Here is a 17,780-nt window from a genome sequence, read left to right as displayed (position 1 = left end):
CTTGAACCACATTACAACCATCCGCAACTTCATTTTTAAAAATGGCTATCTGCTCATTTTAGGAGGGTGGCTGCTCACATTCTCTTATCTCTTTCAATATTACTGGTCGTATACTTCAGCACCTGTGCAAGTGAAAAAAACACTGCAGCGGGCTATTAATAAAAGAGAAGATGACTTTACAAAAATTCTGAAAGACACGGCTTTATTGCTCGATCTGAAAAAGGGCCGGGCAGAAAAAGATGATGTACTTAAATTGTTGGGTAAAGATTATTTCATCTTTGTTGCTTCCGATGGCGCCGATGGTTTTCAAACACGTTTTTGGAGTACACAAACCATTTTGCCGAGCATTCAGTTATGGCAAAGGGCAAACGGTATCTGGTTTGAGCAACTCATTAATGGATACTATACCGTTTACAAAAAAACGGTGCGCCTGGGCGATGGTTCCGTATGTTATGCCATGGCGCTTATTCCTGTAAAGTGGAATTATTTTCTTCCTGCAAGTTATCTCAGTAACAATTTTACTTATTTAAAAGGAATTGAAAAATATTATACGCTTAGTGATGTGCAGCAAACAGAGTTGCAGGTAAAAAGTACGGACGGTACTGGTTTGTTTTGGTTAAAGGAGCAAAGCAATTATCCGCAACCACTCAATAGTGTCACCGTTATTTTAAGATTGCTGGCTGTTTTTTGTTTGCTGATGTTTATTCAAAAAACGGCAGCAGCACTTACAAGCAGGTATAATTTTTTTATTGGTCTTTTATTTTTGGTGGGCGTTATTATTATTATTCGCACGCTGAGTTATTATTTTCCAATTCCATTAAATCTGCGGCAATTTGAGTTGTTCGATCCCGCAGTGTATGGTTCAAACAGGATATTACGTTCGCTTGGCGATCTTTTTCTCAATTCATTTTTATTGCTCTGGATATTATTGTTTATACGCAGGTATGGAAAAACTGCAAGATGGTTTCCTGTAAAAATTAATGATAAAGCCGGGCTTATTATTTCTGCTGTGTTATTGGTTGCCATCACCATCATGTTTGGAAATATCATTCGCAGCATGGTGTCCGACTCGCAGATATCATTTAACGTTACCGATTTTTTTGATCTTTCTACTTTCAGCTTTGTTGGCTTTTGTATTCTTGGCTCTTTGGCGCTCAACTATTTTTTATTGGCTGATTGGCTGTCAGGTTTTCTGAAACGATATAGCAATGGTAAGTTAACTATACAGGCTTTAGCTTTAACTATTACAGGGCTGGTTTATTTGTCTTTCACTGTTAACTCCACAGCCGCTGTATATCATTTGATCTTGCTGGGGTGGTTATTATTGTTGTTGGTATTACTCAACAAGGAGTATTTGCAGTTGAATTTTTTACCGTCAAACGGTCGTGTGATCTTTTGGCTGTTTTTCTTTTCCGTTTCATTGACACTCTTGCTTATTAATGAAAACAGCCGTAAAGAGTGGCAGGAGAGAATAGGGCTTGCGGAGAAATTAAATTTGCAAACCGATCCATCTGCAGAAAACCTCTTAAATCTGGCACTGCGAAATTTCAGACCTGAGTTCCTGGAAAATGAATTCTATCGTTTTACTTTTTCCAGTGGTAACCAGTTTTTAAAAGATAGTTTGATCAGCGAAAACTTCACCGGCTATTTAAATAAGTTTGATACGGAGATATACACGTTTACGGCAGGTGAAAACCCTGAGTCGTTATTTAATATTGATTCTATTTCGTTCAATACACTTAACACGGTTTATACACTGCAAAGCAAACCAACCAGTGGAGGTGACTGGCAGTACTACGAAGAATCATTTGACAAGTTCTATTACATTGCAAGAAGAGCGGTACACGATAAGGAAACAAATCAACTTATCGGTTATGTTTTCATTATTTCCCGACCCAAGCGTTATGCCGATGAAAAATTCAATCCTGAATTATTTTCCCGTACGTTTAGCCTTTTGCCCGATAATATGGCTTCGTATGCATATGCTATCTATAAAAATAAAGAGCTCATTAGTGCTGTAAACGATTATGCGTTTCCCATACATCTTAGTAGTACAAAAAATGCCAGGCCCGCTATTGAGCAGAAAAGAAGAAACGGATATTCAGAATTATGGTACACCGTTTCAAAAGACCTTACAGTTGTAGTAGTTAAACCCCAGAATCAACTACTGGAAGGCATAACATTATTCGCCTACTTGTTTTGTGTATTTCTTATCATGCTTGCTCTTTTCAGGTTTGTGCAATATGTTTTGCAGTTAGGTATTAAGGCTGATCAATGGAAAGAACATCTGCAACTCACTTTCCGAACACAAGTACACACAACCATTATTGGTATCAGTATATTTTCATTCCTGATCATTGGTGCATCTACGATCTTCTTTTTTATTAACAGGCACAGCCGTATAAATAAAGAAAGATTATCACGAACTATCAGCATCATGCGTTCGGAAGTGGAAGTTGCCTTAAACAATCATGCTGTTTTTGATGATGTGTTAAAAGCGTACGATAGTCCTGCTTCAGCTGAATTAAGAGGGAAAATTAATCGCATATCGGAAATACATGGAGTAGATGTGAATATTTATGATCCTGCAGGAAATCTGCAAATATCATCACAACCGTATTATTATAACAAAGGATTGCTCAGCAGTAAAACAGATCCACTCGCATATTATAAATTATCGCAGGAATTTCTTGTGCAGACAATTGAAGACGAAAAAGTAGGTAGTCGTTCTTATATGAGTATTTATGTGCCGGTTCGTGATGCAAGCGGTCAAACCTATGCGTACCTGAATATTCCTTACTTCACATCGCAGAATGAATTGAAGCAGGAGATATCAAACTTTCTTGTTACACTTATCAACCTTAATGCATTTATCTTTCTTATTGCAGGGTTGGTTGCATTTTTTGTAACGAGCCGTATCACTAATTCTTTTTCTATCATCAGCGAAAAGATGAAGGAGATCAAGCTCGGCAAAACAAACGAAGCAATAGTTTGGAATCGTAACGATGAAATTGGTGAACTGGTAGGAGAGTATAACCGAATGGTGAAACAACTTGAAGAGAGTGCTAATTTGCTTGCCCGGAGTGAACGTGAAGGTGCATGGCGTGAAATGGCCAGGCAGGTAGCACATGAGATCAAGAACCCGCTTACGCCAATGAAACTAAGTATCCAGTATCTGCAAAAAGCGGTTGATTCAAATTCAGCTGATGCAAAAAGTATTTCACAAAGTGTGGCGAAAACATTGGTGGAGCAAATTGATTATTTATCCAACATTGCATCTGATTTCTCCAACTTTGCAAACATTGGCAACCCACGTTTGGAAAAAGTAAATCTCGTTGAATCGGTTCGATCTGTTGTTGATCTTTTCAATATGCATGAAGATGCGCATATTGCTTTTGCCACAACTGCAGAAACAGCTTTGGTTATGGCCGATAAAACACAACTCAACCGTTTATTTACAAACCTTATTCGTAACGCCATTGAAGCAGCTCCTGCCGATGAAACGGCTGTAATAAAGTTGCAGGTAAATGTGAACGATGAAAAAGTATTGGTTGCTGTAACAGACAATGGCCGTGGAATACATCCTGATCTGCAGGAAAAGATTTTCTATCCCAACTTCACCACGAAAACATCTGGTACGGGTTTAGGTCTTGCTATGTGCAAGAGTATCGTGGAGCAGGTGAAAGGCGATATATGGTTTGTTACTGAACAAGAAAAAGGCAGCACTTTTTTCGTTGAGCTGCCACTTATTTACTGATGAATTATCATTCAGTTATGCCTCTTTGGCTTTCAGTAAATGCTCTTCAATCACTTCTTTAAATACTTTTTTGGGGAAAGCTCCCGGTTGCATCATGGGTTGTGCATCAACAGGTATAAACAAAAATGTAGGAATACTTTGTATGCCAAACATAGACGAAAGTTCTATCTCCGTTTCTGTATCTACTTTGTAAATAAGAATCTTTCCTTCATATTCTTCTGACAACTCTTCCAGCACCGGAGCCACCATTTTGCAAGGTCCGCACCAATCAGCATAAAAATCGATGATGGCGGGAAGGGAGCCGCTATATTTCCATTCTTTTTCTGTTTCGTAGTTAAAGACGTTGTCTTTAAAATCCTGCGTGGTGAGTTTGATAGTAGCCATATGAATGTTTATTAATAAACGTACCAAGAAGCAAGCCATTTTTATGGCATGGTAGACCAACAGGAATCTATACAATGCTGTGCCAATCCCAAACAACTACGATCCATTCTGTGTTTTCAGGATCTTTATACGAACTGATTTCACTGAAACCAATTCTTTTGTGTGCATTTAAGGAACGTGTATTCGTGCTTGCTATTTCTGTGATGGCAAGATTATATTTACTGCTGTATAATTTTTTATAAGCAGCATAGCAATCATCAAAAATGCCTTGTCCTCGATATGCTTTACCAACACAAACCTGCCCAACAACAATATAATTTACATCTGAAATGATCTTGCCATTATAGGCAATTTTATCAAATGCATCGAACATGGGAATCAGCACCGGTATGTCAAATCTTGATTTTTTTGTCATAGCTAAGGCATAACCAACCACAGCATCATTGTCTTTTGCAATAACATGTTTTTCGATGTCATTCATTCTTTTCAACACATCGTAGCTATGCTGAACTGTTACAAAACCCTGACTTTCTACTTCTTCAGCTGAAAGGCCTTGTGCTAAATTCGATCGCTGAAGCTTTAATATTCCTTCCAGTTCTTCTTTTGTATTTGAAGTGGAGTAATTGATCATGAAACGCTTTTGTACTAACAAATCTAACAGGTATGCAGCTCTTTGCTCATGTTATCAACAGATTATTTATCTTGACCACGTGAAAACAAAGAATTGGGTACAACCGATATTGCTGCTTCTACTGTGTTTAACAACCGGCTTGTTGTATGCGCAGAATACGATCGGTATTCCCAATATTGTGAATTACAGTAAGCAACAATATAATGCGGGCAGCCAGAATTGGGGTGTGGTGCAGGACAAAAACGGCATTATGTATTGGGCCAACAACGATGGGCTGTTGAGTTTTGATGGTGTGTTCTGGCGGATGTATAAATTGCCCAACAAAACAATTGCACGGTCAGTTGCCGTAAGTGACGATAACAAAATATATATCGGTGGACAAGGTGAGATAGGTTATTTTTCACCAGTAGGTAATGGTGAATTAGTTTATACTTCCCTCAACAAGTTTATACCAACCAAAGACAATGATTTTGCCGATGTATGGAACATCTGCTTTTTCCAGGAGCGTGTATTCTTCAGAGCCAATAAAAAAATACTGGAATATGATGGAAAGAAAGTTGCAGTTTATAATAGTGTCAACTGGGGGTTTTTAAGTTCAGTAAATGGCCAATTACTGGCCAATGAAATTGATAAGGGCTTAGTTTATTATTCCCACGGGCAATGGCTTCCTAAAATTAAAGCAGGGAAGTTGCCAACAGATAATTTATTGCTGCGCTCGGCACTTCCGTTAACGAAAGACAGTACGTTGCTTGTGTCGCTCATGCATGGTTTGTTTATTTTGCACGGCGATACAATTTCTGCTTTTACTTCTCCCCATCTTAAAGAAATTGCTTCGAAAAATATTTCATCTGCCTGTATCATTTCACCCGATAGAATTGCATTAGCTACCAATCTCGGCGGTTGCATCATTATAAACAAGCAGGGAAAGTTCATCCAGCGTTTTACAAAAAATGAAGGCATACAAAATAACAATGTGCTTTCGATCATGGCCGATAAGGATAAGAATCTTTGGCTGGGATTAGATAATGGAATTGATCTGGTTACTTACAGCAACGCCATCCGTAATATTTTTCCTGATCAGCAAAACCGGAATGCGGGTTACACCTCCACTATTTTCCGGAATGAATTATATCTCGGTGTTTCTACCGGTGTTTATCGTATTAAACTCGATGAGTTATTCAAAGACATAAGTTATACGATCGGCACATTTGATTTTGTTGAAAATTCGCAAGGCCAGGTTTGGAATTTATCGGCAGTAAATGATAAGCTGCTGATGGGTCATAACAAAGGAGCTTACATTATTGAGGGCAATAAAGCAATTCCGCTTGATGTAAGAACAGGTTTCTGGGGTTTTCAACCTTTGTACAAAGCGCAACCATCACCGGTTATTGTTGGCGGAACTTATAATGGGCTAAGTTTTGCAAACTACAGCAACGGCAACATCTCAATGCCGGTTGTTAATTCACAAGTTGAATCAGCTCGTTTCGTTGTCATTGGGAAAAATATTATTTGGATAGCACATCCTTACAAAGGACTTTATAAAATCAATTATGGCGAGAACGGTATTGGTCAATCAGAACGATATCAAGACCGGAGTAAAATTCTTTCAAGCAATCATAACAAAATATTCAAATTAAAAGACAAGATCGTTCTCACTACCGATAATGGCATTTTTGAATACGATGAACAACAAAAAGATTTTGTCCGTTCCTCATCGCTGGAAAAATTGCTGGGCAATGCACCGGTGAGTTATTTGAAAGAAGATGCAAGCGGAAATATCTGGTTCAGTCGTGACCGAAAGGTGTCGGTTGTTGATCGCTCGTTTAAAGAATCACGAATTGTATTGATACCCGAGATTGATGGGCGTATTATGGCGAATGGATTTGAAAATATTTTAGTGATCGATAGTAACAATGTATTGATAGCAGCGGAGAAAGGTTTCTTTCACATCAACTACGCCCTGTATAAAAAAAATCGGTTGCCTTTGCAGGCACTGATCCGCAAAGTGCAGCTGAGTAATGTGCAGGATAGCGGATTGATCTATGGGGGTTATAATGTGTTGACTTCTGTTCCCTCCATAAAATACAAGTACAACTCCTTACATTTTGAATGTTCATCAACCTTGTTCGGTCAGGAATTAAATACGGAGTATAGTTATTACCTCGAAGGCTTTGATAAAAATTGGTCGGTATGGACGAAGAAGACTGAGAGAGATTACACCAACATCCCGGCTGGTAATTACGTGTTTAAAGTAAAGTGCCGCAACAATCCCGATAACGAGTCGAAGGTTTCTGCTTTCACGTTTAAAGTCTTACCGCCGTGGTATCAAACATGGTGGGCATATACCTTATATATACTCCTTTTTTTCAGCCTCCTTTACTATTTCTACAAACGGCAGCAGAGCAAGTACAAAAGATTGCAGCAACTAAAACTGCAGGAACAGCGGCGCAAGTATGATGAAGAACAAAAACAGTTACAACTGCAGCACCAGCTTGCCATTCAGCAAACCCAAAAACAAATCGTTGAATTGCGGAACGAAAAGCTGCAGTCCGAAGTGGAGCATAAAAATTCGGAGTTGGCTTCATCGGCCATGAACCTTGTGCAGAAAAAAGAAATGCTCAGCAAGTTGAAGGAAGATCTTGTACAATATAAAGGAGCGCCTGATGCTACCAAAGCCAACAAGGAATTTCAAAAGATCCTGAAGCTGATCGATAAAGAACTCGACCATAACGAGGAATGGGAGCAGTTTGCTGTTCACTTCGACAGCGTTCATACCAACTATCTCAAAAAACTAAAGGAGCAATATCCGTCGCTCACAACCTCAGATTTGAAACTGGCAGCTTATCTGCGGCTCAACCTCAGTTCAAAAGAGATCGCCCAGCTCATGAATATTTCCATCCGTGGCGTTGAAACCAGTCGTTACCGGCTCCGGAAAAAGCTCGACCTGGCAAACGACATGAGTTTGTTTGATCATCTTATTAAAATCACCAGCTAGGCCGTAATTTCTTTCAAAGCATTTCCGGAAATGTTGAAGGCGTAGCGATATTTTTTACAACTACTTAAAAATCAATAATTATTATTTCATTTGTAGAGGTTTTGGCGTAGTGTATTTTTTGGAGAAGGGGCCTATAAATGAGCAATTTTGAGTTACAAAACAAAATTGCTGCACATATGAGAGTTCAAAAAACTTTTCATGCCCAAAAGTCCCCACTTTGGACATGGACCTCGGTCCTTTCTCTTTTCATCTTTTTTCTTTTCTCCGTTTCTTCACTTAATGCCCAATCGAAATTGCTGGCTGGTACCGTTACAGATGCAACCGGCTCGGCGGTTGAAGGTGTAAGTGTGGTTATTAAAAACTCAAGCACCGGCGTTACTACCGATAAAAACGGGAAGTTTTCTATTAATGTAAGTACAGGAAACGTGTTGGTTTTTTCCAGCACCGGTTTTATTACGCAGGAAGTTGCGGTCGACGAACGGTCAACCATCAACGTGATTTTGGCAAACAATGCCACCTCGCTTGAAAATGTCGTGGTGATCGGTTATGGTAGCCAGAAAAAAGTAAACCTCAGTGGTGCTGTTGCAGTGGTGAATGGGAAGGATATTGTGAACCGCCCAGTGCCAAATGTAACTGGTGCGTTACAGGGAGTGTTGCCGGGTGTTACGGTTATCAGGAGCAGTGGTAAACCCGGTGCCGAAGGATACGGTATTCGGGTGAGGGGATTTACATCAGCCAACAATGCCTCCGCTCTGGTTTTAGTTGATGGTATAGAACAGGATATCAACCTACTCGATCCAAATGATATTGAATCGATCTCGGTGTTGAAAGATGCATCGGCTTCTGCTATTTATGGAGCAAGAGCCGCAGCCGGTGTTATATTGGTTACCACCAAGCAAGGCGCTGCCGGTAAAACAAGAATTAATTTCAACAGTTACTATGGTATTAATATTACTGCACGTCAACCGGAACGTTTGAATTCATGGGATGAACAAACGTTGATCGATGAAGCACGTTTTAATGCAACAGGTGCAAGAGAATTTAATGCAGAGCAATTAGAGTGGTTGAAGAATCCTAACTTTTCTTCACGTCCAAATCCAACAGCAGATCGTTGGGAATATTTCGGCAATAACAATTGGTTGAAAGAAGGGATGGATAGGATCAACCATCAGCAAAATCATTCCTTATCAATTGGTGGCGGCGAACAAAAATTAAATTACCTGCTTTCAGGAAGTTATTATAAGCGTGATGGTGTTTTACGTTTTGGTCCCGATGATAACAAACGATACAACATCAAACTGAATGTAAACACAGAGTTGAACAGGTACATGAGTTTGAAAGTTACAACGGGATATATTGGTTCTTTCACAAGAGAAAATTCATATGGTACGGAACAGATCATTAACAGGCTGTATCGTAGTCGTGCACGTCAATCGTTGTATGTTCCAAAAGATGATGTAACAGGAAATATTTATAATGGAGATCTCCAGGTGAATGCTGTTGACATTGAAAAGAATGCGGGCATGGAAACAAGAGATTACGAAACCTTTACCGGCAAGATCAATTTCCAGGTGAAGAATGTTATTAAAGGATTAACTCTTGATGTAATTGCCTGGCGCAATCAAAGTTCTTACAACATGGAGAACCAGGCAAAGACACTTTACTGGTATGGCCGCAGCACCAACACGGTTCGCTTTAGCATCAATACACCGAACATGCTTACGCTGGTGAAGAACAAAGCTTACCAGAATAATATGCAAAGTTATCTCACCTACAATTTCAAATGGAAAGATCATGCATTCACATTATTGCAGGGTGGTTCATTTGAAGAGTACCGTAAAGATGAAGCACAGGCAACCGGTCAGAGTATGCCAAGCAATGAATTTTTCAGTTTAAACTTTGCCGACCCGTTAACCAAAACAAGCAGAGATGTTGTGCAAACATGGGCGCTTGGTTCTGCATTTGGTCGCTTCAATTATAATTACAAAGGGCGTTACTTACTTGAAGCATCTTATCGTTACGATGGTAGCTCACGTCTTGTTCCAACCAACCGCTGGCGTTTCTATCCTTCATTTTCCGGTGGCTGGAGAGTTGACCAGGAAAATTTTATGAAGAATGTTTACTTCATCAATAATTTAAAACTGCGTGGTTCATGGGGTAAGTTGGGTAACAGTGACGCATTAGGTTATTACGATTATTTAGCATTGCTAACAAGCGGATTAAGTACTTCAAACAATTTAGTGTTCAACAACACCCGTGCCCAATATGTTTATCAATCAATACAATCATCACCTGATCTTACATGGGAAACAGTAGCACAATCAAATATTGGTGTTGATGTTGGTATATTAAGCAACAGGTTAACTATTACGGCCGATTACTATGAAAAAATGGTAACTGATCTGTTGGCACAACCTAATCTTCCAAATATTGTTGGAGTGGCACCCGGGTTTATCAATTTAGGTAAACTCAAAAGTTGGGGAACAGAACTGGATGTGAAATGGAGAGATATGATCGGCAAGTTTGAGTATCGTATTGGCTTCAACATTTCTGATAATCAAAATAAACTTTTAGAATACGATAATAGAAATTCAATTGGCACCGGTGGTGTTGTTCAATACCTCGAAGGATTTCCAATGAATTCTGTTTGGGGTTTTAAAACGGATGGTTTTTTTCAAACACAGGCAGAAGCTGATGCCTACAAAGCAAAAGTGGTGTATCCATTCTTTGCAAATCCAAAACCAGGTGATGTAAAATATCTTGATCTGAATGCTGACGGAAAAATTGATGCTGGTGGTGGTACGCCTGATAACCCTGGTGATCTTGTTTTTCTTGGAACAACAAACTCACGTTATACTTATGGATTTGATCTTGGTGCAACATGGAAAGGTATTGACTTCTTTATCTTTTTCCAGGGAGCCGCACAACGTAAATTCCTGATCGATGAAGGAACACTTTCACCTCTTCTCGGTACAGCTGATGTACCATGGACCATTCATATGGACAGATGGACACCTGAAAACCCCAATGCATTTTTTCCACGCATGTATCAAACAAGTGCACACAATTACAGACCCTCTGATCGTTGGGCACAAAACGGTAGTTATATACGTTTGAAAAATGTACAGATCGGTTACACACTTCCAATAAAGAATAAACATATCAGGGAAATTAAAGTGTATGTATCCGGACAGGATCTGTGGGAAAGCACAAAAGTGCTGAAGGTGTTTGATCCTGAAGTAGGTAATAATGTTGGTGCAACCACTTATCCGTTCTATCGCACAGTGGCATTTGGTTTAAACATTTCACTTTAATCAATGAAATCATGAAAAAAATGAAACAACTATCAATATATATCATCACTGCAACTTTATTGTTGAGTGCATGTATGAAAATAGATCGCTTGCCGGAAACGCAAATGCCTGATGAAACTTTCTGGAATACAGAGAATGATCTTATCAGTGCAACAAACCGGCTTTACCAGGAACTCGATGGAGATTGGGTTGATAACAGGGCTGATGATGCTTTAAATACTAGTCCGAATACGGTTAGCACAGGTGCAAGATCGGTACCTAATACGAGTGGAGATTGGAATGAACGTTATGACGAAATTTTTACAGCCAATAACATTTTAGAAAAAGGAATGAAAGCAAATGTTTCGGATGCAATACGCAACCGGTATTTTGCTGAGGCACGTTTTTTCAGAGCTTATGCTTATTTCAAATTGCTGAAACTCTATGGCGATGTGCCGTTACTGTTAAAAACATTATTGGTTAATTCGCCGGAACTGTATATGGCTCGTACGCCACGTGCACAGGTGATACAACAGATCTATGATGATCTTGATTTTGCTGCATTATGGTTGCCAACAAGAGCAAATCTGCAAGCTGCACAATGGGGACGTGTTACTAAAAGTTCAGCATTGGCGTTGAAAGCAAGAGCAGCATTGTATGAAGGCACAAGAGGAAAGTTTCATGGCAACATTACAGATTGGCAAAGCCATTTAACTATTGCAGTGAATGCTGCAACAGCAGTAATGGGTGAAGGGCATACATTGTTCTCCAACTATGGTAATTTATTTATTCAAGCTGGTGAAGGACAAGCAAACAATGAAAATATTTTTGTAAAGATTTACGGCGTAAGCAATGCAAACCTGTTGCTTGGTCATAATCATTCAAGAGGTTTAGAGAATGGACAGTTGGCACCTACCCGTAATTTATTACGCCAGTATTTGTACAGCGATGGTTTACCTGCATTTAATGTGGATGGAACAACGCCATCAGCAACTCGTTCTGCTTCTTTTGTTGCAGAAGGAAGTGAAACAAGTTACAATACCATTCTTGACAACCGTGATCCCCGCATGGCCTTCTCTTATTTCAGAGCTGGCGATGAAGCTTACCAGGGCCCTTGGATTCCTAAAACTTCATTAGGCATCAGAACAGCCATTGCACCAAAGAAAGCATTTAATAAAATTGATCAGAACATCGTAAATGCAGCAACGGTTGATCGCATCCTTATTCGCTATGCGGAAGTATTGCTCACTTATGCAGAAGCAAAATTTGAATTGAACGGGAGCATTAGTGATGCTGATCTTAATTTGACCGTTAATGCTTTGCGTACAAGAGTTGGTTTTGCACCAAAACTTACTAATGCATTTGTAACAACAAATAACCTAAGCATGCGTGAAGAAATTCGCAGGGAACGCACCGTTGAATTAGCATTGGAAGGGTTCCGGTATGATGATCTTATTCGTTGGAAAACTGCTGAAACAGTTTTGCCAAAAGATTTGCTGGGTGCAAAATTCATAGCAGCAGAATGGGTGGGTACAAATCAAAATAGTCTTACACTTAATTCAGATAATGTGTTGCGGGTTGAAGCTGCAAGCACAAGAACATTCAGAGCCGATCGTGATTATCTCTACCCGGTTCCGCTGAATGAAATAAGTCTCAGTAAGGGAAATGTAACTCAGAACCTTAATTGGTAATAACAAAAACGAATTACAATGAAACAAGTTATTTATATACTTATTGCAGTTACCGGAATGGTTGCCATTACTTCCTGCGAAAAGAGAGATTACCCAATGGGATTATCGGAATATGAACATCACTACTATGCCATTTTTGTTCCTAACAATAATACAGCTGTAACCGTGGCAAGATCTCAAACTGCTTTGTTGAAATTTCCTGTGCAGTTTTATTCAAGCTTTACCAGGAATTATGATGCTGTGGCGAAGTATGCAGTGGTGACAGGAGGTATTTCAACACCTGCAGTTCGTGGACAGGATTTTGATATCGTAGATAAAAACGGAGTAGTGATTCCATCAGCTGATACTACCTACAGCATGGTATTTACACAGGCAAAACAGGCAATGGATACGATCTATATCAAATTGCTCAATAGTTCTGTTGCGGGTGCAAGAAAGTTGGAGATACAAATGCTGGAAAATAAAACGTCACAGTTTTATGTTGATATTTTTTCAACAGCTTTCAGAAGACCCATTACGATCAACTAAGCGTCAGCAGTCGTTTTTCATATAGCAAGAACCTTCATTATTGAAAAGAGAAGTTGAAGGGTAATACCGGAAACTTCCTTTTCATAATGAAGAAATACAGCATTACCTTTTGCTAAATAAGCAGCATGTACAGAGTTATTCTATTCCTACTTTTTATTGGTCCGATCTTCAACAGCAATGCACAGTTTTTAAAAACAAAAACAACTGCAATTGTGAATGAAAAAGACGAAAGGATCATTCTGCGTGGAATGGGACTTGGTGGCTGGTTGTTGCAGGAAGGATATATGTTTCGTCTATCGTTTCTTGGTCAGCAGTACCGTATTAAAGAAAAAATCAAAGATGTAGTGGGTGAGGAGAAGACAAAACAATTCTATGAAGAATGGTTACTGCATCATACAACTAGAAAAGATATCGATGCACTAGCTGCCTGGGGTTTTAATTCGATTCGTCTGCCCATGCATTACAAGCTGTATACACTACCTGTTGAAGAAGAACCGGTGAAAGGGCAGCATACTTGGATCGAAAAAGGATTTGCTCTTACTGATAGTTTATTGAACTGGTGCAAGGCAAATAAAATGTATCTCATTCTTGATTTACATGCAGCACCCGGCGGACAAGGTAATGATCTTCCTATATCGGACAGAGATCCAACCAAACCTTCTTTATGGGAAAGTGAAGCCAACAAAGACAAGACTATTGCGCTTTGGAAAAAATTGGCTCAGCGTTATGCAAACGAGCCATGGATAGGTGGGTACGATATTATCAATGAACCCAACTGGGGATTTGAAGATCCGAAAAATGATTTTCGTGGTACTGCGGAAAAAAAGAACGAGCCCTTAAGAGAATTGATGATTGCCATTACAAAAGCAATTCGTGAAGTAGATAAAAAACATATCATCATCATCGAAGGAAATGGTTTTGGCAATAACTATCGTGGAATATTGCCTGCATGGGATGATAATATGGTTTTGAGTTTTCACAAGTATGGAAATTTCAATAACGATGAGTCAATTAAAAATTTTTTAGCACTAAGAGATCAATACAATATGCCGTTGTGGTTAGGCGAGTCCGGTGAAAATTCAAACACCTGGTTTACTGGAGCAATTGGTTTGGTAGAAAAACATGGCATAGGCTGGGCTTGGTGGCAGGGAAAGAAAATGGGTATCAATAATCCATTGGAAATAAAACGACCTGCTGGTTATGACGAATTATTAAACTACTGGTCGGGCAAAGGACCAAAGCCAACGAAAGAAGCAGCATGGAAAATATTGCAACAGTTATTGCAAAATGTAAAATTTGAAAACAATATTTATCATGCTGATGTGGTGGATGCAATGATCCGCCAGGTGCAAACAACTTCGACAAAGCCTTTTAAGAAACACGTTATTGAAGGCAACACAACAATAAATGCTGTTGATTTTGATCTTGGTCGGCAGCGTTATGCTTATTATGATAAAGACTCGGCACGTTACCAATACACACCGGGAGTAAATACAGACGGTAATAAAGGTCATGTATATCGAAATGATGGAGTTGATATACGCATCAGTAAAGACGTCGCTTATATAACCGACATTGAAAAAGGGGAGTGGCTGCAGTACACAGTTACAGTTAGTCAAGGAGGTAAGTACAAGGTTTCATTTCTTACAGCAACAGACAAGAACAGCTGTGTTCTTTCCCTTCAACAGGATCAACAAACCATTATTAAAGAATTAGAACTTTCTTCAAGCGGAGACATGCTGAATTTTAAAGAGTCAGCATCGTCAATCGTATCATTAAAAAAAGGCACAACCGTTTTTCGAGTGCTGGCTGTAAATGGGGCTTTAATTTATCTGCTCTTCAATTCACTAAAACGAAATAAAAAGTTTTGAAATTCATCCTTTCCCTATATAGCCTTTTGCTGACAGGTTTTTTATATGCACAACCGGCTTCCGTTACAAACATCAACAATGATTGGTTGTTCAGTAAAGAAAACAAAACCTCGACAATGAAGTGGGAGGCAATTCGTCTTCCACACACATGGAATACTGACGATGTAATGGATGATGTGCCAGGTTATTACAGGGGAATCGGTTTATATAAACGTAAACTCAACATAAATAAAAAATTCAGAGGCAAGCAGTTTTACATTTTATTTGAGGGGGCGAATCAATTTACGGAAGTATTTATTAACGGTAAAAAAGCCGGTGAACACACAGGAGGCTATACTGCTTTCACTATCGACATAACTCCATTACTGAACTTCGAAAAAGAAAATGATCTGTTGGTAAAAGTTGATAACAGTTTTAACCAGGACATTCCACCACTCTCGGCTGATTTCACTTTTTATGGTGGCATTTATCGTGATGTATGGTTAAAGATGGTTGATCCAATTCATTTTTCGGCGAACGATAATGGTCAATACATCACCACACCTTCAGTTGATGCTAAAACGGCAACCGTTGAAGTGAAGACAGTTATAAGTAACAAAGAGATCAGTTCAAAAAAAGTAAAAATTAATACTGTTGTTAAAAGTAAAAACGGCATTGTTGTCGGATCAATTTCGCAACAGTTAGTTTTAGATGCTGGTGCTGAAGTTTCATTTCGCCAACCAACTATTGCCATAAAAAATCCACAACTGTGGTCTCCTGAATTGCCGTACTTATACAAAGTCACTTCGGAAATAAAAGATGCAGCAACTGGTAAGTTATTAGATGTGGTTACAAATTCAGTTGGCTTTCGCTGGTTTCATTTCGATGCAGCAAAAGGATTTTTCCTGAATGGTAAGTCGTATAAATTGGTGGGCACCAGTCGTCACCAGGACCGGATGGGCTTTGGCAATGCAGTAACTGACGATCTTGCACTAAAAGATATTTTGTTGTTGAAGCAAATGGGTGGCAATTTTTTAAGAGTGGCACACTATCCGCAAGATCCATCAGTGTTGAACGCATGCGATAGTCTTGGTATTTTAACATCGGTTGAAATACCGGTTGTAAATGAAATAACAGAAACAGAACAGTTCTATCAAAACTGTTTGGCCATGCAATCGGAAATGATCAGGCAGCATTATAATCATCCGAGTGTGATCATCTGGTGTTATATGAATGAAGTGTTGCTGCGGCCTCATTACAATAATGATAAGGGAAAACAAGTCGTCTATTTTGCCGCTGTTACAAACCTTGCCAAGGCATTGGATAGTGTAACACGTAAAGAAGATCCTTATCGTTACACCATGATCGCTCATCATGGCGATTACAAACGCTACAATGAAACAGGATTGAACAATATTGCTATGATCGTTGGCTGGAATCTTTATTCAGGTTGGTACGGGCCTAACATGACCGACTTTCCTGCTTTTCTTGATACATTTCATAAACGACATCCTTCAACTCCAATTGTCGTTTCTGAATATGGGGCAGATGCTGACCCACGCATCAGGAGTACAGCACCTGTTCGTTTTGATAAGAGCATTGAGTACACAACAAAACTTCACCAGTATTATTATACGGAAATGATGAAGCGTCCTTTTGTTGCAGCTGCAATGATCTGGAATCTTGCTGATTTCAATTCGGAAACAAGAACAGAATCAATGCCGCATATCAATAACAAAGGATTATTGGAATGGGACCGCACTGCAAAAGATCCTTATCATTTTTACCAGGCAGTATTATTGCAAAAGCCTTATATAAAAATATTGGGTTCATCAACAGCTGTTGGTATTGCAGACAGTAATAGACTTGTTTGCATGAAAAACATTCAGGTGGCCACTAACATGCAGAATGTAATGCTCACAATGAACGGAATCTCCATGGGCAAAAAGCAAACCGTTGATGGATTGAGTGAATGGCAACTGCCTTATAAGAATGGAACAAATGTAATTGAAGTAAAAGCAGAAAGGGAAGGTAAATTCTATCATGATAAAATGATCGTTTCATTTGCGATGCAACCTCATCACTTTACGCAACAACTAAAGTTTGAACAACTCAACGTATTGCTCGGTGCCAATCGATATTTCACTGACGATGAAAAACAGCAATGGATACCCGATCAGCAATACTATGAAGGTGGTTGGGGATCCGTTGGTGGTAGAACATTCAAGATTCCAAACAGCAACCGTTTGCCTTATGGTACTGATAAGAATATTGCAGGATCGGAAAACGACCCTGTTTACCAAACCCAAAAGATCGGTATAAAAAAATACAGATTTGATGTTCCTGCTGGTGAATATGAACTTACATTACATTTTGCGGAATTGTTAGGCGGACAAGTGAAAGAGCTTCCCTATAATCTTTCCGATCCTGAACGTATCGAGCCGAATGGAAAAAGGATCTTTAATGTTTATGTAAATGGAAGTTTACTACTCGATAACTTTGATATTGCATCTCAGTATGGTTCTGCAACAGCGGTAAGCAAGAAAGTAAAACTGACTGTTGCTCCTAACACAGGCATCGAGATCGATTTTAAACCTGTTGAAGGTGAACCTGTATTGAATGCATTACAGGTAAAGAAGCTAAACAAATAA

The 17,780-nt window shown here is 39.2% G+C and carries 9 protein-coding genes; 7 read left to right on the top strand and 2 right to left on the bottom strand.

Going from position 1 to position 17,780, the window contains the following annotated elements; translation table 11 throughout:
* Nucleotide 1: 1 nt before the first annotated feature.
* Nucleotides 2-3,757 (top strand): sensor histidine kinase, encoded by a 3,756-nt coding sequence (locus tag ACO1QW_RS13115; RefSeq protein ID WP_486259216.1) that lies wholly within the window; start codon nucleotides 2-4, stop codon nucleotides 3,755-3,757.
* 15 nt (nucleotides 3,758-3,772) lie between these two features.
* Here the strand turns inward: ACO1QW_RS13115 and trxA are convergent, their stop codons facing one another.
* Both trxA and ACO1QW_RS13105 read right to left on the bottom strand, forming a co-directional pair.
* Nucleotides 3,773-4,141, bottom strand: a complete 369-nt coding sequence (gene trxA / locus ACO1QW_RS13110) for a thioredoxin (RefSeq protein ID WP_486259214.1) — start codon at nucleotides 4,139-4,141, stop codon at nucleotides 3,773-3,775.
* A gap of 67 nt (nucleotides 4,142-4,208) precedes the next feature.
* The gene (locus ACO1QW_RS13105) at nucleotides 4,209-4,772 is read right to left on the bottom strand and encodes a GNAT family N-acetyltransferase (RefSeq protein WP_486259212.1); all 564 of its coding nucleotides are present in this window, start codon (nucleotides 4,770-4,772) and stop codon (nucleotides 4,209-4,211) included.
* A gap of 79 nt (nucleotides 4,773-4,851) precedes the next feature.
* Between ACO1QW_RS13105 and ACO1QW_RS13100 the strand changes: the two genes are divergently transcribed.
* The 6 genes from ACO1QW_RS13100 (at nucleotide 4,852) to ACO1QW_RS13075 (ending at nucleotide 17,780) form a co-directional block, all read left to right on the top strand.
* A complete protein-coding gene (locus ACO1QW_RS13100) occupies nucleotides 4,852-7,767 on the top strand; it encodes a triple tyrosine motif-containing protein (RefSeq protein WP_486259210.1) in 2,916 nt (971 codons plus the stop codon).
* Between the two features lie 176 nt (nucleotides 7,768-7,943).
* On the top strand, nucleotides 7,944-11,081 hold the full coding sequence (locus ACO1QW_RS13095) for a SusC/RagA family TonB-linked outer membrane protein (protein WP_486259208.1): 3,138 nt from the start codon (nucleotides 7,944-7,946) through the stop codon (nucleotides 11,079-11,081).
* Nucleotides 11,082-11,101: 20 nt separating this feature from the next.
* Nucleotides 11,102-12,751: a RagB/SusD family nutrient uptake outer membrane protein gene (locus ACO1QW_RS13090; RefSeq protein ID WP_486259206.1), complete on the top strand. Its 1,650-nt coding sequence runs from the start codon at nucleotides 11,102-11,104 to the stop codon at nucleotides 12,749-12,751.
* Nucleotides 12,752-12,769: 18 nt separating this feature from the next.
* Nucleotides 12,770-13,279: a hypothetical protein gene (locus tag ACO1QW_RS13085; protein WP_486259204.1), complete on the top strand. Its 510-nt coding sequence runs from the start codon at nucleotides 12,770-12,772 to the stop codon at nucleotides 13,277-13,279.
* 125 nt (nucleotides 13,280-13,404) lie between these two features.
* Nucleotides 13,405-15,150: a cellulase family glycosylhydrolase gene (locus ACO1QW_RS13080; RefSeq protein WP_486259202.1), complete on the top strand. Its 1,746-nt coding sequence runs from the start codon at nucleotides 13,405-13,407 to the stop codon at nucleotides 15,148-15,150.
* Between the two features lie 116 nt (nucleotides 15,151-15,266).
* Entirely contained in the window at nucleotides 15,267-17,780 is a 2,514-nt protein-coding gene (locus ACO1QW_RS13075; RefSeq protein ID WP_486259200.1) for a glycoside hydrolase family 2 TIM barrel-domain containing protein, read from the top strand.

Source organism: Lacibacter sp., from assembly GCF_057361365.1.
Note: the sequence above shows the minus strand (reverse complement) of the source record. Positions and strands in the feature narration are given on the sequence as shown.

Coding starts and splice junctions, on each gene's coding strand:
- trxA (WP_486259214.1), bottom strand. CDS start 4,141: ATGGCTACTATCAAACTCACCACGCAGGATTTTAAAGACAACGTCTTT.
- ACO1QW_RS13105 (WP_486259212.1), bottom strand. CDS start 4,772: ATGATCAATTACTCCACTTCAAATACAAAAGAAGAACTGGAAGGAATA.
- ACO1QW_RS13095 (WP_486259208.1), top strand. CDS start 7,944: ATGAGAGTTCAAAAAACTTTTCATGCCCAAAAGTCCCCACTTTGGACA.
- ACO1QW_RS13090 (WP_486259206.1), top strand. CDS start 11,102: ATGAAACAACTATCAATATATATCATCACTGCAACTTTATTGTTGAGT.
- ACO1QW_RS13085 (WP_486259204.1), top strand. CDS start 12,770: ATGAAACAAGTTATTTATATACTTATTGCAGTTACCGGAATGGTTGCC.
- ACO1QW_RS13080 (WP_486259202.1), top strand. CDS start 13,405: ATGTACAGAGTTATTCTATTCCTACTTTTTATTGGTCCGATCTTCAAC.
- ACO1QW_RS13075 (WP_486259200.1), top strand. CDS start 15,267: ATGAAGTGGGAGGCAATTCGTCTTCCACACACATGGAATACTGACGAT.